Source organism: Pseudomonadota bacterium (genome assembly GCA_026388315.1).
Taxonomy (GTDB): domain Bacteria; phylum Desulfobacterota; class Syntrophorhabdia; order Syntrophorhabdales; family Syntrophorhabdaceae; genus MWEV01.
The window spans coordinates 1-21,913 of sequence record JAPLKA010000054.1 but is presented as its reverse complement, the minus strand read 5'-3'; the positions used below and the strand labels follow the sequence as shown (position 1 = coordinate 21,913).

The 21,913-nt window shown below is 46.4% G+C and carries 17 protein-coding genes and 2 pseudogenes; 12 read left to right on the top strand and 7 right to left on the bottom strand.

Annotated elements, in window-relative coordinates:
- Positions 1-8: 8 nt before the first annotated feature.
- Entirely contained in the window at positions 9-1,232 is a 1,224-nt protein-coding gene (locus NTX75_07340; GenBank protein MCX5816044.1) for an ATP-binding protein, read from the bottom strand.
- Positions 1,233-1,492: 260 nt separating this feature from the next.
- Positions 1,493-1,615, bottom strand: a pseudogene (locus tag NTX75_07335) (type II toxin-antitoxin system YoeB family toxin).
- Positions 1,616-1,954: 339 nt separating this feature from the next.
- Between NTX75_07335 and NTX75_07330 the strand changes: the two are divergent.
- On the top strand, positions 1,955-2,188 hold the full coding sequence (locus NTX75_07330) for an AbrB/MazE/SpoVT family DNA-binding domain-containing protein (GenBank protein ID MCX5816043.1): 234 nt from the start codon (positions 1,955-1,957) through the stop codon (positions 2,186-2,188).
- A complete protein-coding gene (locus tag NTX75_07325; GenBank protein MCX5816042.1) occupies positions 2,175-2,591 on the top strand; it encodes a PIN domain-containing protein in 417 nt (138 codons plus the stop codon). Before NTX75_07330 ends, NTX75_07325 begins: the two co-directional genes overlap by 14 nt.
- Before the next feature lie 173 nt (positions 2,592-2,764).
- On the opposite strand, the gene NTX75_07320 is transcribed toward NTX75_07325, so the two are convergent.
- Positions 2,765-4,201 (bottom strand): 4-hydroxybutyryl-CoA dehydratase, encoded by a 1,437-nt coding sequence (locus NTX75_07320; protein MCX5816041.1) that lies wholly within the window; start codon positions 4,199-4,201, stop codon positions 2,765-2,767.
- A gap of 127 nt (positions 4,202-4,328) precedes the next feature.
- Positions 4,329-5,030: a GntR family transcriptional regulator gene (locus tag NTX75_07315; GenBank protein MCX5816040.1), complete on the bottom strand. Its 702-nt coding sequence runs from the start codon at positions 5,028-5,030 to the stop codon at positions 4,329-4,331.
- A 152-nt stretch (positions 5,031-5,182) separates the two neighbouring features.
- Between NTX75_07315 and NTX75_07310 the strand changes: the two genes are divergently transcribed.
- Positions 5,183-6,319 (top strand): acetate--CoA ligase family protein, encoded by a 1,137-nt coding sequence (locus NTX75_07310; GenBank protein ID MCX5816039.1) that lies wholly within the window; start codon positions 5,183-5,185, stop codon positions 6,317-6,319.
- Between the two features lie 482 nt (positions 6,320-6,801).
- Positions 6,802-7,674 carry a succinate--CoA ligase subunit alpha gene (gene sucD / locus NTX75_07305; protein ID MCX5816038.1) on the top strand — a complete coding sequence of 291 codons (873 nt, stop codon included), beginning with the start codon at positions 6,802-6,804 and terminating at the stop codon, positions 7,672-7,674.
- Positions 7,675-7,685: 11 nt separating this feature from the next.
- On the opposite strand, the gene galT is transcribed toward sucD, so the two are convergent.
- Positions 7,686-8,807, bottom strand: a complete 1,122-nt coding sequence (gene galT, locus NTX75_07300) for a galactose-1-phosphate uridylyltransferase (GenBank protein MCX5816037.1) — start codon at positions 8,805-8,807, stop codon at positions 7,686-7,688.
- A 200-nt stretch (positions 8,808-9,007) separates the two neighbouring features.
- Here galT and NTX75_07295 point away from each other — a divergent pair, with 200 nt between their 5' ends.
- From NTX75_07295 to NTX75_07275, 5 genes are all read left to right on the top strand, one after another.
- Complete coding sequence (locus NTX75_07295) at positions 9,008-9,334, top strand: Hpt domain-containing protein (protein MCX5816036.1); 327 nt, start codon at positions 9,008-9,010, stop codon at positions 9,332-9,334.
- Positions 9,335-9,499: 165 nt separating this feature from the next.
- Positions 9,500-10,495 carry a tetratricopeptide repeat protein gene (locus NTX75_07290; GenBank protein MCX5816035.1) on the top strand — a complete coding sequence of 332 codons (996 nt, stop codon included), beginning with the start codon at positions 9,500-9,502 and terminating at the stop codon, positions 10,493-10,495.
- Between the two features lie 166 nt (positions 10,496-10,661).
- The gene (locus NTX75_07285) at positions 10,662-12,737 is read left to right on the top strand and encodes a tetratricopeptide repeat protein (protein MCX5816034.1); all 2,076 of its coding nucleotides are present in this window, start codon (positions 10,662-10,664) and stop codon (positions 12,735-12,737) included.
- A 124-nt stretch (positions 12,738-12,861) separates the two neighbouring features.
- On the top strand, positions 12,862-13,578 hold the full coding sequence (locus NTX75_07280; protein MCX5816033.1) for a hypothetical protein: 717 nt from the start codon (positions 12,862-12,864) through the stop codon (positions 13,576-13,578).
- Positions 13,579-13,906: 328 nt separating this feature from the next.
- Entirely contained in the window at positions 13,907-14,671 is a 765-nt protein-coding gene (locus NTX75_07275) for a DUF4239 domain-containing protein (protein ID MCX5816032.1), read from the top strand.
- Between the two features lie 255 nt (positions 14,672-14,926).
- Here the strand turns inward: NTX75_07275 and NTX75_07270 are convergent, their stop codons facing one another.
- Both NTX75_07270 and NTX75_07265 read right to left on the bottom strand, forming a co-directional pair.
- Positions 14,927-15,922 (bottom strand): HAD family hydrolase, encoded by a 996-nt coding sequence (locus tag NTX75_07270; GenBank protein MCX5816031.1) that lies wholly within the window; start codon positions 15,920-15,922, stop codon positions 14,927-14,929.
- A gap of 276 nt (positions 15,923-16,198) precedes the next feature.
- Positions 16,199-16,435: pseudogene (locus tag NTX75_07265) on the bottom strand (DUF1214 domain-containing protein).
- A 288-nt stretch (positions 16,436-16,723) separates the two neighbouring features.
- Between NTX75_07265 and NTX75_07260 the strand changes: the two are divergent.
- The 3 genes from NTX75_07260 to NTX75_07250 all read left to right on the top strand — a co-directional run.
- A complete protein-coding gene (locus tag NTX75_07260; protein ID MCX5816030.1) occupies positions 16,724-18,109 on the top strand; it encodes a UTP--glucose-1-phosphate uridylyltransferase in 1,386 nt (461 codons plus the stop codon).
- 227 nt (positions 18,110-18,336) lie between these two features.
- Positions 18,337-19,575: an ATP-binding protein gene (locus NTX75_07255; GenBank protein ID MCX5816029.1), complete on the top strand. Its 1,239-nt coding sequence runs from the start codon at positions 18,337-18,339 to the stop codon at positions 19,573-19,575.
- A 645-nt stretch (positions 19,576-20,220) separates the two neighbouring features.
- The coding region (locus tag NTX75_07250; protein MCX5816028.1) for a diguanylate cyclase at positions 20,221-21,913 on the top strand (1,693 nt) is incomplete at its 3' end.

The following is a 21,913-nucleotide window of genomic DNA, read 5'->3' as shown; positions in this document are numbered from 1 at the left end:
GATATTTTTCAGATTGCACCGACAGGGATGGCGGTAATTGTAGCAGTAAGAGGGATAGGCTGTGATACAAGGCATATTACAGCTCCACCGCCAACCGGCATCCTGAGGTTTCCAAGCGTTTTAAAATGACGCGCTATACTTTTGTCAGGCGAGGCGGTTTTCTTAAACTCCAAGGGATAGACTGTTCCGTCCTGCACTATAAGCAAGTCAATTTCTTTCTGGTCTTTGTCTCTGTAATAGTAGAAGGGCGTACTGCGTCCGTTGTGCCACCAGCTTTTCAGAATCTCTGAGAGAATCCATGTCTCCAGGATTGCGCCAGATATGGCACCCGCTTCGAGCGTTTCCGGGCTGGACCATTCGGTAAGATAGGCGCACATGCCGGTATCCAGAAAATAGAGTTTCGGGGATTTGATCAACCGCTTGGTAATGTTTGTGTGAAACGATGGCAGCAAATAGATGATCCCCGATGCCTGAAGAATGGAAATCCAGTTCTTGGCCGTATTGGGAGCAATATCAGCGTCCCTTGCCAGTTCTGCCATATTCAAAAGCTGTCCGGTGCGTGCGGCGGCAGCCCGAAGGAAACGTATAAAAGACACCTCATCGCCGACACGCGCAAGATCACGAATATCTCTCTGTAAATATGTCTGAACATAGGAACTGTAAAATAAATCACGGTCAGTATCCTCAGCTAAAGCAATGACCGGGAAAGAGCCTCGCCAGATAATCCGGTACAACTCTTTCAATGAGATATACCCGCCTGACAACGCACGTTTGTCGAATTCTTCGGGAACGGGCAGAAATGGGGTAGATTTCTGACCTTGACTAACGCATTCCTGCCTGGAAAGGCCAAGAAGCTGAACAATGCCTACCCGCCCCGCCAAAGACTCGGATACGTTCTTCATTACATGAAATTGCTGTGATCCGGTAAGCCAGAACATATCAGGCTTCCTGTCCCGGTCAACCTCCATTTTGATATATGGGAGTAGTTCCGGTGCATACTGTATCTCATCAATCAGTACCGGCGCAGGGAAACGTTGCATGAACAGAGGGGGGTCTTCCTTTGCCAGACGCAGAATGAGCGGATCGTCCAAAGTTACATATAGTCTGTTTTCATCACTTAGATGACGGAGAAGTGTGGTTTTCCCTACCTGTCGGGCGCCGGTAACGAGCATTACCGGAAACTGAGAAGCAGCCTTTCTAAAGTAATCTTCAATTGTTCTTGTAATGTACATTGATTACCGTCCATTATGCATTATAATTGCATTATAGACGATGATATGCGGTTTGTCAAGTAGCGAAAGGGTTTTTGTTCGTCCCCCTTCCCCACTGCAAATTCCAATAATCAAATAACAATATACAAACATTCAATCAAACCCGGTCATGCCGCAATGTTCACTCCGGGGATTTTCACCTCCTCTGAAGAAAAACGGTTCATCCGGTTCTTACGTACTTTTCATGCTAAAAGAGGACTTGTTCGACAAATATTTTCTCACTATTCATAATGTGTCCACATTCGAATAACCTTTACCGTCTTAATGTCTTCAAGGACCTGATAGACAAGACGATGCTTTATGTTGATTTTTCGGGAATAGGCGCCGGAGAGGTCGCCCGCAATGACAGATAGGGGAGACCTCGCGGGGCCTGCCAGAGGCAGTTGCTTGCACAGTGCAAGCAACTGCTAAAATCTACGGAAAGACTGTAAGGACGATGCTTAACGGGTTTTCACTTTTAAAAACCTCTGATGAGATTCAGACCGCTATTCGGGAGGGAAATCTCCGCTCTTTGCTCCTTCCCCTCCGTTCATTTCGCCAACGAAAGCCTCCAGCGAAAGCCCATTTCCCGATCAACCTTATAAGCCTGAACTTATTTACGAGGCTACCAATTATTATTTGGCAGATAATATTTTATTGTGCTACAATTTTTGAATGTCAGATATTTATTATGGAGGTTAACCATGCAGGCAGTAAAGGTATTACCAAAATGGCAGATTACAATCCCAAAAGCAATCCGTAAAAAAATGGATCTCAAGGTAGGCGAGACTTTTGTTATAGAAGAAAAGGAAGGGCAGGTTGTATTGAAGAGAGGAAAAACTATCTTTGACTATATCGGAACATTACCAAAAATGGAGGCGTCGATTGAAGAAATCCGGGAACTCGCCATTTCGGAGGCTGCCCATGAGCGGATATAAGGCGTTTATTGATACAAGCGCAATCCTGCGGTTGCTGACGAAAGACGATGAAGGCAAGAGCAAGGCTGTCGAGAAACTCCTTAAAGAGTCGGGAAATAAAGGAATCACGTTGTATCTCTTGCCGGTAACTGTCTTGGAAATCGTATGGGTTTTAGAAAAGGTGTATAAATTTGATCGCAAAACAATCAGGGAAATCGTTGAAGCTACCTTAAACACACCTCAACTGAAATGTTCTCTCGAAAACGTATTCAGAAAAGCGCTCCTTGCTTACGAAACGCAAAACGTCAAATTTGCAGATGCAGTAATGGGTTATTGGGGCATCGAAGAAGGTCTTTCAACTGTCTACACCTATGACGAAAAGGATTTCAGGAAGATTGAAGGGTTGAATGTTTTAAGGCCATAACATGTAATTCTGCTTTCTCTATGCGATCATCGTCGTCCCTTATGCAAGTACGCAAAAACCGGAAGAGCCTGAATTGATGGATAAACTGCCCGTATTTTTCTCCTTTTTGTTTTATCATTCAAGCAGAAAATACGGGCAGTATCAGAGATGACTGCTTCTATTTTTGAGTCTTTTTAATCCTTAATCCCTGCCAGTCTCTTGGCTGCTTTTTTCTTAGCCGCTGTATCGGTTTCACGGAAAATGGTCACACGATGCGCTTCAGGGGAACCGCCACCATGGATATCGGAAATTGTATCAGCGCTTTCAAGCGCCAGCTTTTCCGCTAACCTGTACATCCTGACCCTGTTTTCAACAGGAACGCCATCAACACCTTTCAGGTACTTCTTCAGGAGACCGCCAATTTCGGGGTTCTCAAAATCTCTGTCAGAAGGTAAATCCGCAACAAAGCCACCGCAGGCATCTATCATCAATCTGGTAGCTTCAGCCATTTCCCTGCCCTCGTGGATCTTGGAGGCGTTGGCAAGTACCGTGTCGATAAAGTAACTTCCGGAAGGCTGTTTCTGCCCTTCATAGGAAGAGGCAAGGCAGCAGCCGTAGAGAGTTTCCGCCCTGTGTATCATATCGATAACCTTCTGCTTCAGGTGACCGGCCTTGGAAGTGCCGTTATAGTCCATCATAGTGAGAGCTGTACCGATCATGCAGTCGATCTTTCCGGATTTGCATCCGCCATGGCTTTGACGGTGGAAGGAGGAAAACTTGATAACCATTTCTGCTGCAAATTCTGTCTCGCCGCACATAAAGACCCTTTCCCACGGCACAAAAACATCATCAAAGATGAGAGTCGGGCAGTATTTGGAATAGAAAACGTTTCCGCAATCGGCGCCATCCAGTTCCCGCATATCGAGGGTGGACCTGCCGACTACGTGAATCAATCCCTTTGTATCTGATGGAATGGCAAAGGAGACCGAGTAGTCTACATCCGCCTTGCCCATTGCCCTGGTAGGAAGCACGATGATTTCATGGGACGAGAGAGAACCGGTCTGATGGGCCTTTGCCCCTCGAACGACAATCCCGTCGTCACGTTTTTCAACGACCCGGAGGAACATGTCCTTGTCCACCTGCTCGCTTGGATTGAGGGAACGGTCGCCTTTTACGTCCGTAACGCCGGCATTTCCGGTGAGATCATTTTTCTGCATATACTTTAAAAATTCAATAAAATTTTTATTGTAGTTAGTCCCGTATTTCCGGTCAATATCGTAGGTCACAATAGATAACGTGGACAGACAATCAAGGCCTGTGCACCTCTGGTGGCACGTTCCTACATAATTGGCAACTTTCCGGTTCACCTTTACCCGGGCCACGAGGTCTTCGATACTCGCAGGCGGAAGCGTAAAGCGGCTTACCGGCTCATTGATGAGCGGACTTGTGGTAACCATAAGATCACGGTTTTCCGGCTTTTCTGCCAAATCGTATGTAGCTCCTGTTGCTTCAATGCCTGCGCGGATACGGGGGTTATCTACGATGTTTGTGAGGCGCTCTCCAAACATATATGCCACCGGCTTGAGAGCCCGGATAGATTCGATATATTCCTCTTTTGTTTTAAGACCCATGTTGTATTACCTCCTTAACGTTAAATTGAACTACAATAGCGAATACCATGAGCGAGAGGGGGAGGCTCCGGCAGCTTTTGCTGATGGAGGGGGCGACGCAAGCCCCTGTAATAGCACTGCCTGTTTTTCAGAATGGAGACCGTTCCTGCTCCGCCAATATCTTCCGGACACTCGACAGGACCTGTACCTTCACATTGGTGAGGTGATTTTTGAGCACTTTTTGGGCTCTTTCGAGACTTCGCAATGCAACCGCATCATATATCTCCTGATGTTCCTGATCGGTGGACGTAAGCGATGCCATGGGAAAGTAGTTCCCACCGTACTTAAGGAACAACATATCGAAAACATTCTGTAGTAATCGGATCTGTGTCGCCTTCCCTGAAAGGGACGCCAGGGTCATGTGAAATTCCCTGTTTTTGAAAAGCCTTTCCTTTAAATAGAATTCTCTCTCCGCTGACAAATGAGCCTCCAGTGCCGCTTTAAGCTCACGAAGGCCTTCTTTATCAATACACTGGATTGTGGCAGAAATTAACGAAGGCTCGACAAGCTCCCGGAGTTCGTACAGTTCTTCTATTTCTTTCAGGCTGAAGGGCGCCATAGAATAGCCCCGGTTCGCTTCGTGGCAAACAAAACCCTGCAGTTCCAGCCATTTAAGGGCCTGAATGATGGGGGTCGGACTCAGTTGAAGTTTCTCAGCAAGGTCCCGGTAAGCAATCCTCTGGCCAGGCACAAGCTCCTTAGTGTAAAGCATGCGTCGGATTCCATGATATGCAATCTGGCTACTGTCTTCCTGTTGTTTTGCTTTTTCATTTGTCTTATTCTGTGACATGCGATATGGTACAACAATTAAATTTGATTTGCAATTAAAATATTAATTTTTTAATTGACATAAATCAGTTGTCTATTTATACTTGATGATTGCATTCATAATAAATGCACTATGCAATTAATAAAACAACTTAAACAAGGAATTGAACTGTTATGAGACTTCATGAATATGAGGCATTAGACATTTTTGAACAGAACCGCATCCCTGTTCCGCGCCGTGGTCTTGCAGGAACAATGCACGAAGCCCTTCATATAGCTGGAGAAATAGGCTATCCCGTTATGTTGAAGGCCCAGGTCCTCGTTGGTGGCCGGGGACTTGCGGGCGGTATCAAAACGGCATCCTCGCCGGACGAATTAAAAGAAATCGCCGATGCACTGCTCACTTCAGAGATTAAGGGATTGCCTGTCCGTAAGATACTCGTGTGCGAGAAGGTGGAGATTGCAAAGGAACTGTATTTGGGCATTACGGTGGATAGCTATTCGGGTAAACCTGTTATTGTGGTCAGTACTGAAGGTGGTGTGTTGATCGAACAAACGGCAAAGACCTCGCCGGAAAAGATCGCTGCAATCCACATCGACCCCTCTTTTGGCTATTACCCCTACCAGGCTCGCAGTCTCCTGAGGATGCTCGGCCTCAAACAACAACTCGTTACTGCCTGGAGCGATGTGATCGGACAGCTTTTTAATATCGGAGTGCGTTACGAGGCCCTCATTGCTGAGATCAATCCGCTTGTCGTCCTTCCCAACGGCGGCTTGATTGCTATCGATGCCGTACTGGAAGTGGATGACTCTGCCCTGTCGAGGATCCGTTTGCCTCTGCCGGATCGTATTGACCGGATCGAGAACCCCCTTGAGCGAAGAGGCAGGGAGATCGGCGTTACCTATGTGGACCTCGACGGGGATATCGGACTCATCTCCTCCGGGGCAGGACTTGGCATGGCATCCATGGACATCATCGGAGAAAAAATGAAACCGGCCAACTTCCTTGAGACAGGAGGGGGTATTACGGCCGATCAGCTTTACCGTTGTATGGAACTCATCATGATGAAGCCTGACCTCAAAGCCATATTCATAAATGTCTACGGTGGCATCAACCCCATCCACGAAGGAGCCAAAGGGGTGGTTCGCTATATCAAGGAACACAACGTGAAGATACCCATTGTCGCCAAGGCGCTCGGAAACCGTCAGGAGGAGACCTGGGAGATATTCCGGTCCGCCGGTGTTCATGTGGTGACTGAGGCAGCAACGGAAAAAGCCGTTGAGAGGCTTTATGAGCTGGTTGGTAAATAACCGATTAAGCCGATTAAGCCGTTCAAGCTCGCACAGTGAGCGAGAGGGGGTGGCTCCGGCAGCTTTGCTGCTGGAGGGGGCGACGCAAGCCCCTGTAATAGAAAAAGCCGTTGAGAGGCTTTATGAGCTGGTAAATGGATAAAAAGGGGTCAAGGGGTCAAGGGTTCGAGGGTTCGAGGGTTCGAGTGAAAAACGATAAAACATTTATGACTCTGAGTTTATTAAACATAATGATGCTGGAAGAACTTTTTCCGAGTCGCGCCTTCGAGCACGGTTGGGGAACCCACTTGATGAGAAAGAACGTTCCGAAGGACAATCTGCGCTGTTTGAGTGCATAGCACGAGTTCGCAGATTGAGTGAATTCCGAATCTTAGTGGGTACACCGCGCGCAGCGAAGCAGGGAGGAAAACAGTGTTCCGGCATAACAATAAAATCAAACTGAATGAATACAAAAACATTACAACATAATATAGAGGTTTTTAATGAGTATATTAATTGATGATTCTACCCGTGTCATAGTACAGGGCATCACCGGTCGTATAGGAAGCGCCCAGACCCAGTGGATGCTTGCCTACGGGACAAAGGTCGTAGGTGGTGTCACCCCTGGCAAGGGAGGGGCTACCGTTGAAGGATTACCCGTTTTTGACAGTGTTGCGGAGGTGGTGAAGGAAACAGGCGCCAATGCATCGGTCTTTTTTGTTCCTGCTGCAGGCGTTCTCGATGCCTTTCTGGAAACCATCGAAGCAGGAATCAAGCTCATCGTTGTTGTACCTGAACACATTCCCGTTAAGGATGTGGTTAAAATGCGCAGTCATGCCATTGAAAAGGGTGTTTTTGCACTCGGACCAACAACCCCGGGTATTCTCGCTCCCGGAAAAGGTAAAATGGGCATCATGCCTGCATCTCTTTTTGCACCGGGCCGTGTGGGTATCGTCTCCCGCAGTGGCACACTCTCCTATGAATTTGCAGGCATTCTCTCTGAGAACAATGTGGGTCAGAGCACCGTCGTAGGCATGGGAGCCGATCCGGTTGTCCTGAGGAACCTTGCCGATATCCTCGAACTCTTCGAAGAAGACGAAGGTACCGACGCGGTAATCGTAGTTGGCGAAGTTGGAGGAGAACAGGAAGAGAAGGCCGCCGGGTTCATCTCCAGAAGAATGAGCAAGCCCGTTGCTGCTTACATCGCGGGACGCTATTCACCGCAGGGTAAGCGGATGGGCCATGCTGGTGCCATTGTGCGCGGCTCTTCAGGAACTGTGGCAGGAAAGCATGAGGCATTGCGCTCAGCAGGAGTTGAGGTGCTCGAAAGCCCCATACACGTTGCCCAATGGGCTAAAAAATATAAACTCAGATAAGCTTCAGTCTGTTATATTTTCACGTCTCTCAAAAATTGTGCGCTTGCTTCAGGCAATGCAGTATTAATAAACATACCTGTGCCAAGTTCAAAACCTGCTGCCTGGGATACCCTCGGAACAAGCGCAATATACCAATGAAAATATTTTGAATTTGCTTCTTTCGGTGAAAGCGACCTTACCATATAATTGAAATCGGGATTGTCCAGTCCTATATATAATCGTAACAGCATTTCTTTGAGAATGGCGGCCAGGTCAGATATCTCTTCATCCCTTATGCTGCCGTAACATGACACATGTCTCCGTGGAAATATCCACAGATGGAATGGTGAGAGGGCCGCGTATGGTATAAAGGCCACAAAAGACTTATTTTCCCCCACTATCCTCACTTTATCGCTCAGCTCATTTGAAAGATAAAGGCAATAAACACATTCACCAAAATTCACATAATAATAGTTCCGGATCGCTTCTTCAAGACGGCTCATTACCTGTCCGGGGATTACCGGCGTGCCAACGATTTGTGAATGGGGATGCTCCAGAGAAGTCCCCGCCCCTTCCCCGTGATTCTTGAAAATGATAACATGTTCTATTCTCGGGTCTTTATAAAAGGCGATTAAACGATTTTTATACATCTCTAAAATCTGCTCAACGTGGGCAAGGGGAAGGAGCGCTGCAGTCATATTATGTTGGGGTGTCTCAACAATAACCTCATGGAGACCAACTCCTGAGATGAATTGCCTTGAATCAACTTTATGCTTTACCACGTCCCCCTCAGGGGAAAATGCAGAAAATTTGTTGGGAATAGACCTGACAGTCCATCTTCCTTCAGTATCAGACAATCGAAACGTTTCCGGCGGTGTTTTATCTTCACAGCCAGGGCAAAAGGGACATGCAGGATCAAAAGCAGGTAATTCTTTTTTTTGTTTAACATGGGCAAAATCCTCGGGGCGTTTTGCCCTTTCGGTTGCAATGACTACCCAATCACCGGTAATGACATTATAACGTACTTCAGACATGATGACCTCCTTCTTAAGGTGAAAGGTTGAAGGTGAAAGGTGAAAGGTTAATAAAAAAACATCGGTCCTTGCTCCTTTTTCCTTGTTCCTTGGTCTTGTGATTTTATGCCAAAAAAACATCATGTACAATAGAAAAAAGTAAAGTACATATCGGCCCTTCATTACCTTGAAATATATATACCAGTTGCAAAATGCAAAACATCACGGTACGATATAATTATGAAGACAAGGTCAACAATCCGCAGACTGAAGGTGTTTAGACTGAAGACCTCAGCCTCTATTTTGCTTCAGCCTGTAATTAAAGCATGGAGGTAAATGCTATGACGCAGGACGGCACCATGACGGAAAGCAAAAGAATCATTGTCCGTATTGATAAAGACCTTGAAGATCTTATCCCGGGCTATATCGGGAACAGGCATAAAGACATCAAATCTATACGCGCTTCACTTGAAAGCGGTGATTTTGAAAACATCCGTATCCTGGGGCACAGCATGAAAGGTTCCGGTGGGGGTTATGGTTTTGACGAAATTACGACCATAGGGGCATCTATAGAAAAGGCGGCAAAAGAGAATGATGTTGAAGAAATAAAAAAATGGATCGAAAAGCTATCACAATATATTGAGAGCGTTGACATAATATATGGATAAAAACAGACTATGAAACCACTTATCCTCAATATCGATGATGATGCTGACATTAGACGGCTCATTGAACAAATACTGGTCAATAGTAGAGGGGTGTGACCCCATTGATATGCTTAGATAAACCAACATATGACATAATATGATGCTTTTAAATATCCCGGATAATTCATGAGAAGGAAAATACCTGGTGGTATAAAATTATCAATCTTAGTCTTTGTTTCAATATTCCTCCTTATCACGGATCCTGTCGCTGCTGAAATAAAAACCTTTGAGAAAGAGTATACCTATCGGGCAAGCGATGCAGATAGCAAAATTACAAGCAGGGCAATTGCCCTTGAACAGATAAAAAGACTTCTTTTGGAAGATCTCGGGGCCTATCTTGAAACCAGGACAGAAATAATAAATTTTCAACTTACAAAAGAGCAGATTATCACCCTTCCCGCTGGAATAGTAAAAACAGACGTAATAACTGAGAGATGGGACGGTCATGTATACTATCTTAAAGCCAGAATCATGGCAAACCCTGATGAGGTCATCAAAGCTATCGATGACCTTCGTAAAAACCGTCAAAAGACAAAAGAACTGGAGGAAGTAAGGAGAAAATCAGAAGAACTGTTAAGGGAAAACGAGAAACTGAAGGACGAGTTAATGGTGGTAAAGGGCGAAGAGAAGCGGGAAAAATCAGGGGCATATCAGAGAAGCACCAAAGAGTTAAATGCGGTTGAATGGTTTGAAAAAGGGAGGTCATATCAGGCCTCAGGATATCTCAACGATGCTATTGACGCCTATAACAATTCCATCGTTCTCGACCTGAAGTTTGCAAAGGCCTACAGCGGGCGCGGAACTGCATATGCTGAGTCCGGGAATTTCCAGCAGGCAATCAGAGATTATGATAAGTCCATCGAACTAAACCCTAAAGATGCATTAACCTATTATAATCGCGGAACTGCCCTTGACAATCTTGGCAGCTACCAGCAGGCAGTTAAGAATTTTGACAAGGCAATAGAGCTGAACCCCGGACTTACACTGGCTTATTTTAATCGCGGTATTGCTTATCATAATCTTGGGAACTATCAGCGGGCAGTCGTGGATTATAAAACTGCAGCAAGGTTCGGTCATCAACAGGCACAGGATTTTTTACGTTTAAATAGAGTCAATTGGTAATTGAAATCAGCCAACACCAGAGATTGCGGATTTCCATCTGAAAGAGAGCATAAATCTTGCATTTCCTCAACGTAATAAAAAGTGAATATCTTGACCATTCATGATATAAACGAAAATGGTTGAAGTTAATATTTCTATGCCTTGATATAACCACAGGGGGTAATTCGTGAGAGATGTGTTATCAAAGCATATTCCAACTATTCAGGCATATTCCTTCTTCTGCTTTGCCGTTATCGTGGCGGTTATTCTGAGCCTTATCCCCTTCCCTGCGTCAGGAGAGATGAAGACCGTCACCCACACAGTCAAACAACCTTTTGAGGGTAATCAATCCCCTGATGATGCCAGGATTGCCGCGGTGGCACGAGCAGAACGGGAAGCCCTGGAAATGGCATGGGTCTATGTGGAAGGTCTCATTGTTGTCAAAAACTTACGGGTAGAGAAAGATGAAATCCTTGCCCTGACAGCAGGTGTCTTGAAGACAGAGGTTGTATCACAGAAGAGTTACATCAGCGGGGATGACTCTGGCATTGAAGTCGTGGTCAAGGTGGTTATTGATACATCCTTTCTGGAAGCCAGAGTCGAGAACCTTTTGCAAAACAGAACCCACTTGGAAAACCTCAACCAGGCCAGAGAGAGGGAGAAGGAACTGCTGGATAAGATAGCCAAACTGGAAGAGGAAAACCTGCGCCTAATAGCACAAAACAAAAGCAGCAAGGATTTGGAGAAGCAATTTCAGGAGGCATCCCAGGGGCTCACGGCGGTGGACTGGTTTGATAAGCTGTTCGCCCTGTGGGACACAAATAACGGCAAATACACCGATCCGAAAAAGGCGACGGAATACCTGGATGAGATCATCCGTCTTAAACCGGATTATATCGATGCCTACGAGCAGCGGGGAATAACTTATTATGACCTTGGTCAGTACCAACGAGCAATCGAGAACTTCGACAAGATAATCCTCCTGCAACCGGATGATGCGAAGACATACTACAACCGGGGGATTGCTTATAGCAAGCTTGCGCAATACCAACAGGCCTTCAAGGACTTCGATGAGGCCATCCGTCTGAAACCGGATGATGCAGATACATACTTTAACCGTGGTTTTGCTTATGGTGAGCTCGGTCAATACCAGCGGGCAATTGAGGATTACAATGAGGTTATCCGCCTGAAACCGGATTATGTTACCGCATACTATAACCGTGGTTTTGCTTATGGTGAGCTCGGTCAATACCAGCGGGCCGTCGAGGACTATAATGAGACCATTAGCCTGAAACCGGATTATGTCTATGCATACAACAACCGGTGGTGGGCATACAATAAACTCGGCCAGTACCAGCGGGCAATTGAGGATTACAACGAGGTTATCCGCCTGAAACCGGATGATGCGGAGGGATACAACAACCTGGGGACAGTATACGATGAACCCGGACAGCGCCAGCCAGCAATTGAAGACTACAATGAGGCCATCCGTCTCAAACCGGATATTGCTGATGCATATGTGAACCGGGGGAATGCTTACATTAACCTGGGCCAGCACCAGCCAGCAATTGAAGACTACAATGAGGCCATCCGTCTCAAACCGGATGATGCGAAGGCATACTACAACCGGGGGATTGCGTATGATGAACTCGGCCAGTACCAGCGGGCCATTGAGGATTACAACGAGGTTATCAGCCTTAAACCTGACCTTGCCGAAGCATACACCAAACGGGGGTGGGCATACAATAAACTCGGCCAGTACCAGCGGGCAATTGAGGATTACAACGAGGTTATCCGCCTGAAACCGGATGATGCCGACATATACTATAACCGTGGTGATGCTTACTATAAACTCGGTCAGCAGCGGCAGGCAATTGAGGATTACAACGAGGTTATCCGCCTGAAACCGGATTATGCGGAGGCATACAACAACCGTGGGTTTACTTATGCTAACCTCGGGCAGCATCAACATGCTATCGAGGATTATGATGAGGCTATCCGCCTGGGACCGTATGACCTTGCCAAAGCATACTACAACCGGGGGTTAGCATACGCTAACCTTGGTCTGTACCAACAGGCAATTGAAGATTGTAACGAGGTTATCCGTCTTAAACCTGACCTTGCCATGGCATACAACAACCGAGGTATTGCGTATTTGCTTATGGGCAATACCACCAGTGGGTGCAGTGATGCTCAGAAGGCATGTAGCATGGGAAATTGCAAAGCATACGAATGGGCAAAAAAGAAGGAGGATTGCCGTTAAGCAACAACCACAGAGAAATCTTATTAAATCCTGCCAGTCCTCTGAGAGAAATGTCTTGTATCCCCTATGCACATTTGTATATTGTATAGAAAGTCACTACTAACAGCAAGCAGGAGGGTAACACATGAAAGTAAAAACAGTCTTACCAATGATGGCAGTTCTCATCAGCGTGGCACTTCTTAGCGGATGCGCTACCAAACCCGAGGTCGTCGTGATGCAGCAACCCAGCGGGCAGCAGCAGGTCACCGTACCCAAAAGCACATGGACAGGCGCTGCCTCCGGGGTACAGGCGGATGCACTGGCACAGGAGATTGTGGATGCGAACAACAACAGCATGAAGGAGTTCGACAAGCTGCAAGGGCATCTCAACAAGGAAGATAAGCGTATGGCAGAGCTGCAGTCCACGGAGAACAAGGAGTTACAGACGGCACAGCAGTCACTGGCAAAGCTCGAAAAACTTTCAAACGAGCAGGGCACCGGTCAGATAACGTTATTCTTCAAGACCGGATCAGCCAAGCTGGATCAGGCACAGACACAGCGGCTCATCACCTTCCTCGACTACCTCTCCCGCGCCAGTCATGGACGGAAGGTTATTCTGCTTTCCATCGGCAGTGCATCTGCCATCGGGACCGCACAGGTCAACAAGAAGCTGAGTATCGCGCGTTCGGAAACCCCCATGCCCATTATTGACCAGTACCTGGTGAACATCCCGCACACCTTCTACAAGGTCACGGGCATCGGCGACATGTATGCGCCTAAGGGCGAATCACTGCAGGTCGAGCACCGTTACCAGAACGTGCGCATCATTGCAGTGTACGATACCAGCACACTTCCCAAATAACCCGGGAGTTAACGGCCGCTCACGGTAAAGTAATCAGTAAAAAAAAGGAATGATCGCTAAATAAAACAACAGAATACATCAAAACATCGAAACCAGACTGAAAGTGGTAAGGGGCAAGCAAAGGTGATCACGCAGGCGCATCCTATACATAAATTAGCTCCGGAACTGCTTACCATAGTCAGATCTGTCAGCTTGGATGAAGGAGATAAGTCATACAGCTAAAGCATGTGGTGATCGTTGAGATAGTCCTGCCCCCCATTGTTTTTTCAAGGGCGACACGTCTTGCCTATGATCGGCATGTTTCAGGACCCGTAGACGGAGGTTAATAGTGGAATCCCTGACAATTTCTTTAATCGCTTTTGTCTGCATCTTTGGCGGCGCGCTGTTCGGCATGTTGCTTCGCGCCCTTTTGCCCGAACATCATGTGAACGATGATTCAAAGGATGTCGTGAAGCTGGGAGCCGGTATAATTGCGACACTGGCAGCCCTCGTCCTTGGCCTGCTGATCTCCTCGGCGAAGGGAACTTTTGATACCATGAACAACGAACTCAGGCAGACTGCCTCAAAGATTGTTCTTCTCGACCGCGTCATGGCCCATTACGGGCCGGAAACGAAGGAAATCCGCGATCTTCTGCGAAGCGGCGTTACCTCCACTATCCAGAGGATCTGGTCAGAAGAGAAGCACATGACCACAAAGATCCGTGAGACAGGAGGAGGGGGTGGGCTCGAAAATATTCAGGACAAACTGCAGCAACTGTCTCCAAAGAACGATACCCAGCGCTGGCATCAGTCACGGGCTCTGCAGCTCAGCGACAACATCGCCGAAGCTCGCTGGCACCTCATCGAGCAACTCGGACAGAGCTCTCTCCCGATGTCGTTCCTCGTGATACTGGTCTTCTGGCTCACCCTTATCTTCACCAGCTTTGGCCTGTTCTCCCCTCGCAACACAACGGTAATTATCGTTTTGCTCCTCTGCGCGTTATCCCTCTCGGGATCACTCTTTCTAATCCAGGAGTTGGACCATCCGTACCAAGGGCTGATAAAGATCTCCAGTACTCCACTCCGCAATGCCTTGGTGCATCTTGGCCAGTAGATCATAGGCCGCTCCCTCTGTGTCAATAACTGTTTTCGCTGGTGTTGATGAAAGGTGAGAATGAAGAAAAATATGTTACGTATATCAGGAAGCAACGTGCGCATACGAGCTTTACCTGCAATGCGTCAGTACGAACCATACCCAGGAATTGAAGATTATGAGTTAAAAGAGAGTATTAAATTGGGGTCAGCCTGGCACGCCAGTGCCGTCCGCTGCAACCGGTTGTCACCTGGCATGCCCGACATTGCCCCGTTGTTACCTCTTCTCGAATGGGTAGATGATCTTCCAGTCGTTCTTCATGTCAACAACCGTCCAGCCTTTGACCTTAGCTTCGTCGAGCGCCTTGTCAAGTCGACCGATGGAGGACGTACGGTCGTAGGCCCATTCGCGGGCTGCATCGGTGTGGTGCACAATAAGGCCGAAGCGGGCACCCCTTCCAGCGGTCGTCCACTGGAGCATTTGGAGGTCGCCGTCAGAGTTGCCGAATGCCGCAATGGGGCGCCGTCCGATGTGTGAGTTGATGCCCACCGGCTTACCCTCATTATCGTCAATAAAATTGATGTCCGGCAGGCGCACCAGCACCGGCTTGCCGTCGCGCAATTCAAACTTGGTCTTAATGCTGCTGCCAATGACCTGCTCGGGTGGGATGTCATAGATCTTCTCCGTCCACGGGCGCATAAATGCGGATTCGCCTCCGGAAACGATGAAGGTCTTGAAGCCGTTCGCCCGTAGGTAGGCCAGCAGTTCCAGCATGGGCTGATAGACCATCTCCGTATAAGGCCGCTTGGTCTTGGGATGCTTCGCTGTGGCGAGCCAGGCCTTGACGATTTGCTCGAACTCCTCAGTGGTCATGCCGGCATGCGTGGCCATGAGGATCTGCGCGATGGCCGGTTCACCGCCTGCGATGGCGTCCTTCACGTCGCCCTTGAGCAGTGAGGCGAAGGGCTCTTTAGTCTTCCATTCCGGATGCTGCGGTGCGAGCTCCTTCACGCGGTCAAGGGCGAAGAGGAACTGGAAATACATCGGCTGCTCGGACCACAACGTACCGTCATTGTCGAAGGTGGCGATGCGCTCGGCGACTGGCACAAAGTCCGGCGATCCGGATTTTGTCACTTTCTCGACGAAGGCGACGATGGCCTTCTTCGGTGCGGTGTCGTTCCAGGATGGCAAGGGTTCGGCGGCGAAGGCTACGTTCGCAAGCAGCAACAGAGCAAGCAAGCTCTTCCCAACTATACATTTCATAATTTTCATTATTCCCTCCTGTTTTTTTGAACCTATAGCTTTTTTAATATACCCGTGTTGATAAAACTTCTCAACACAAAGTTTGCAAGTTTAAGCAGCTTTTTGTAACCTCCTAACTTGATAACATTATAACTAAAATGATTATTAATAGAGGTAGATTGCTACAAATGATTGCGTTTCAGTCTTTTCTGCATGTTTAATGCACAAAGGTTTTATTCGCACTAATTTTATACGCACTAATAATAGCTGGTTTGCTTTCCTTGTGGTCTCTTAATCATTAGACACCTACTCCACTCTCTTGACCACCGGAGGCGCCCATCGTCCATCAACGACCTGTGCTTTCGGCGCGTACAGGCGCATGGTAACGCTAAGCACGCCTTTGTCCGGCGACGGCAGCCAGTTGGATTCCTTGTCCTTGCCGGGCGACTTATGCTGAATGAAAATATCAAGTGAGCTGTCGGCGTTGTATTTCAGCTCGTCGCGGTCGCCGATGGCGAAGCGGTCGAGCTTATTGGCGACCTTGCCCGCGGACTGGGTTGGGGCCACTGTAAACGCCATAGACCCGAGCAGTGCCAACGCGCAAACAAATGCTTTCAGCGAGGCCCATGTGAAATAAATTAATAAATGAATATAAAAATGATATAATAAAAACGCTATGCCGATAGGCGGAATGGGGCTCCACATAATGCGCTCCATCATGGATGAGATGCATTATGAGACAACCTCCGGCAAGAACATCATAACGCTGGTGAAGAAGTTTAAGCAAATAATGTATGATATCAGATATAATAAATAAACCGGAGATGAGACATGACTGAAACAGCACTCTTTGAAATCTTAAAAACATACAACCAGCAGCATATAACAGACCATTATATAAATCTCCCCGATGAAAGAAAAAGGCAATTCCTCGAAGGCCTGCAAGGCGTAAATTTAGACCTTGTTTTTAAGATACACGAAAATTTCATGCACAAAAAGACCTCACCGGTACATTCCGGCGATATAAGACCGGCATCAGTGATTTCAACCCCAAAAACAGACGAAGAAAATGCACGCAGGGAAGAGGCAAGACAACTGGGAGAATCATTGATCCGAAAACATGCAACCGCTGTTTTAATCGTTGCCGGCGGTCAGGGGTCAAGGCTCGGTTTTGACGGCCCGAAAGGCACCCTTCCTGTATCACCCGTAAAGGGAAAAACCCTCTTTCAGCTCTTCTGTGAATCTGTCGGGGCGGCATCAATACATTATGATACTACGATACCGCTCCTCATCATGACAAGCTACGAAAACCACCATGAGACCGTGAAGTTCTTCAATGAACATACGTTTTTCGGGTTGAACAGGGAAAACGTGCATTTCTTTCAGCAGGGGAGGCTTCCAAGCATTACCCCTCAAGGAAAGCTGATCCTGAAAGATGAAACCGGTATTTTCGAAAATCCTGATGGCCATGGCGGATCTCTCAAGGCGCTCCATGATTCCGGCCTTCTTACCCGGTTGATAAACCAGGGGATTACAGAACTTTTTTACTGCCAGGTGGACAACCCTCTCGCAACGATAGTAGACCCTCTATTCCTCGGATATCACAGGATGGAGAATGCGGAAATATCCACAAAGGCCGTCAAACGCAAAAACATTGATGAAAAAGTCGGCGTCTGTGTGTCCGTAGGCGGCAAGGGAGCCATTATTGAATACAGTGAAATGAAAGAAGAAGATATGCGCGCCCTCGATAAGGATGGCAACATCCTCTACTGGGCTGGCAATACAGCAATACACGTATTGAGCCTCGGGTTAATTAAGCGGCTCAATTATCATGGATTCGCCCTTCCCTACCACCGTGCCGTAAAACATATCGACACAATCGCGCATGACAGCAAAAAGATAAAAGTCACCGGGTGGAAATTTGAAACCTTTGTGTTCGACGCCATATCCTTTGCCGGCAAGGCGTGTTTCATGGAGGTAATCCGGGAAGAAGAATTCTCTCCTGTAAAAAACAAGGAAGGTGTTGACTCTGCTGAAACAGCGCGCGCAGATATGGTCAATCTTTATAAAGGCTGGCTGGAATCGGCGGGGGTGGTTGCTCCGCCTGACATACAGGTCGAAATCAGCCCCCTCTTTGCGTTAAATAAGGAAGAGTTGTCAGCTAAACTTAAAGATAAAAACATCACTATCCAGGGTGACTTATACCTCGGACAGTAAATGGTGAAGCGTAGGCTGAATACTGGATGGCGAACCGTGAAGCGATAAAAGCCCATGGCTCATGGCAATCAGAAAACATTGAGCATTGAACTTTGAACAGTCTTTATCGCCTTCAGTCTTCAGCCTGTCCCTTGTCAGTGGCCTGACCCTTGAGCTCTCTCTTGTCTGTTTTACATGATTGTGTAAAATAGACTTGACTTTTTTACATATTGGTATAAATTGGTTATATGGAACGACTGGTTGGCACATACATTTTTGATCCCGAAATGAATGCAGGCAAAATGGTATTTCTCACAGGCCCAAGGCAGATAGGGAAGACTACTTTTGCAAAAAAATGGCTTGCATCCCTTGGTTTTGAGAGTATGTATTTCAACTGGGACGATCCGGTTGTTATGAAAGAATATAACAGAAACCCCCTTTATTTCAGGAATATTATTGACAATAAATTCAAAGGTGAACCCGTCCCTCTTGTCTTCGACGAAATCCATAAGCACAAAAACTGGCGAAATATTCTCAAGGGCATTTATGATGTCAGCAAAGACAACATAAGGCTTCTTGTTACGGGCAGCGCCCGTCTGGGCTTATACAAAAAATCAGGAGATTCTTTAATAGGACGGTACTTTTCATACCAGATGTTCCCTCTTGGACTGCCGGAGGCGGCAGAGAACTTCTCTTATATTGTTAAAAACGATGAGGTTTTTACAAAAGGAGATTTGTTGGTTAATTATGCCAGAAAAGTAGACAATGCCGGCCTTGAGAGTCATCTTGCAAATCTGCTTACCTTTGGCGGGTTTCCTGAACCATTCCTTAAGGGTTCGCCGAGATTTCACCGGAGATGGCAGGGTGAATACAAAACGCTTCTTGCAAAAGAGGATATACGTGATTTATCAAGGATCGCAGATATAAGAGGCGTTGAACAACTTATAGAAATACTTCCCACAAAGGTCGGATCTCCGCTTAGCATTAATTCCCTGCGCGAAGATACCGGCTACCACCATGCAACGATAGCGAATTGGCTTGAGATTTTGAAAGAGTTATATCTGATTTTTACAATCAGGCCATGGCATAAAAATATTCTGCGCTCCGTGAAGAAGGAGGCCAAGCTGTACTTCTACGACTGGTCGAATATTTCCGATACAGGTTACCGTTTTGAAAATCTGATTGCCGTAAGTCTCCTCGGAATGGCATCACGACTCACTGAAACAGGGTTGGGAAATTTCGAAGTCATGTATATAAAAGATAAGAATAGACACGAAGTGGACTTTGTTCTTGTAAAAGATAATCGCCCTGTTGCTTTGTTTGAAGCAAAAGAAACGGATACTGCAATCAGTGCTCCTGGAAAATTTTTCAACAAGAAGTTGAATATCCCTTTTTATCAGATTGTCTATCATTGCAATACCGCAGAGGTTTTCCGTGATAACTGTTATGTAATTCCTGCAACGCAATTCCTTATGCTTACCGGATAAAGGCCAACACCCGTGAAGCGATGAAACCCGTGAAGCGTTATGTCCCTCCGCTGTCGGGATTAAACCTTACGTGAAGCGTGAAGCGTTAAAAAAACGAGATACGAGGAACGAGATACGGCATTATCGTGAATAGTGGGTAGCCGCAGGCCTGCCTCTTTTCTTTTCATCCTATTTCGGATTTCGGATATCATTCACTATTTACTATTCACAAGCATCCAGTATCAAGTATCGAGAATCCCTTACCCCTGCTCCTTATATCAATTATATACCCTTACTTTGTCGTTCGTCGTTCGTACATAGTACATCGTTTTAAAACACTATGTACTATGTACGATGTACGGTTTCACTGTCTTCATCACTGTTCACTATTCACTAACGACTATTCACTGAATCAATACGAACACGGGTTATCCATTGTAAATCCATGTTATTTATTTATGTTTCACATGGATTTACAATTGACACTTCTGCTTATCTACTATAATATTCTTAATATCTTAATATATCTTGGCACTATTTATCACCATAGGGAGGCCAGATGAAAGATACATCCAGCACACATCCGAAATTAATCGAAGAGATACCCTTCTTAAAACAGAGAATCAAAGAATCCGATACGCTGTTACTAAATAGGCAGGGAGATGCATGAAAACCTTATTTGAAGGGAAGAAATTATATGCCGTAATAATCGCGTTTCTCTTGATTATTACCTTTTTCATCACCTTTCACATCACACGCAACCACTATAAGTATGTAGTAAAGGATACAATCGCTGAAAATTCATCAACGGCGAATCTCCTCTCCTCGGTCATATATGAGCATCAAAAAGCAGCTATCGGTATTCTGGAATCCTACGCACAACGTCCCCTCTTTATCGATGCAGTGAAGAAGAAGGACTTTCACCGTGCCTTGTATCACCTACAATCCTTAAGCAAGCATCATACTGAAATTGATGCCCTCGTTCTCTACGATCAATATGGAACTATCTGGGCAAACTACCCGGTGAGCAAAGAGGGGTTTGGCAAGAACTTTGCCTACCGTGACTTGTATAAAGGGGTAAGTAGGAAATGGAAACCCTATATTTCTACCATATACCGGAGGATTGTCCTGGAAAAAGGTCTCGCTGTTGCCGTATCCGTACCGGTATTTGACAGAAACGGTAAAGTCATCGGGATACTGTGTGGTATCCAACACACCTCCTTATTTACCACCCTCATCAGGGCAAATACATTAGATCCCAGAAAGAGTGTTACCCTCCTCGACCAGGAAGGGAACATCATATTCAGTAATGTTTTTCCCTATGAGGAGAACATAACGAAATACCCTGACGCACGCGTACTGGAAAAGGCAGGCGCAGGGGTCTTGACTGATATGGAAGTTTCAGATGCAAAAGAAAAGGGGAGCATCTCCTATGTATCTCTTGCACCTGTAAGGGGGATTGGCTGGTCAGTCATTGTCGGGCAGGAGAAAGATGCAATCCTGAAGTCATTATACGGGTATTTCATCCGCTCCGCAGCTACAGGTTTCGTCATATTCCTCTTCCTTACAGTTTCTTTGCTCTATTTCAGGAGGGAGTACAAGTACCAGAAAACAAAAGAGCTCCTCCAGACAGAGGAGAAATACCGCAATATCTTCAATGATGCGATTCTCGGAATCTATCAAACCACACCCGAGGGACGCATTCTAAGTGCTAATCCTGCCCTTGTAAAAATGTATGGATATGATACATCTGAAGAATTAATCAATAATGTAACTGCAACTCAGATGTACGTCAATCCTGAAGATAGAGAAATTTTTAAAAGAATCTTATCTAAGGAAGGAAAGGTAGAAAAGTACGAGACACGGTTTCGCAAAAAAAGTGGGGAAACAATCTGGGTTTCAATCAACGCCCATACTGTAAAGGATGGACAAGGTAATATAACACATTACGAGGGTACAATTGAGGACATCACCGAGCGCCTGTCTGCCAAAGAGGCAGGCAAGCAGGCGGAGGAGGCGCTGCGGGAGAGTGAGAAGAGATACATAGAATTAAGCATTACAGATGGCTTAACAAAACTATATAATACCAGGCATTGTTATAATGTTCTGGAAGCAGAAATCGCCCGTGCCAACCGATTCAAACATCCCTTATCAATCCTCATGATGGATATTGATAATTTTAAACATTTCAACGACACCTATGGACATATAGAAGGTGATCATGTCCTCACCAGATTTGCAGACGTCATTCGTCGTCGTATACGAAAAGTTGATTATGCCTGTCGATACGGCGGAGAAGAGTTTGTCGTGGTTTTACCGGAAACCATTGCAGATCAAGGCGTCATTACCGCTGAAAGGA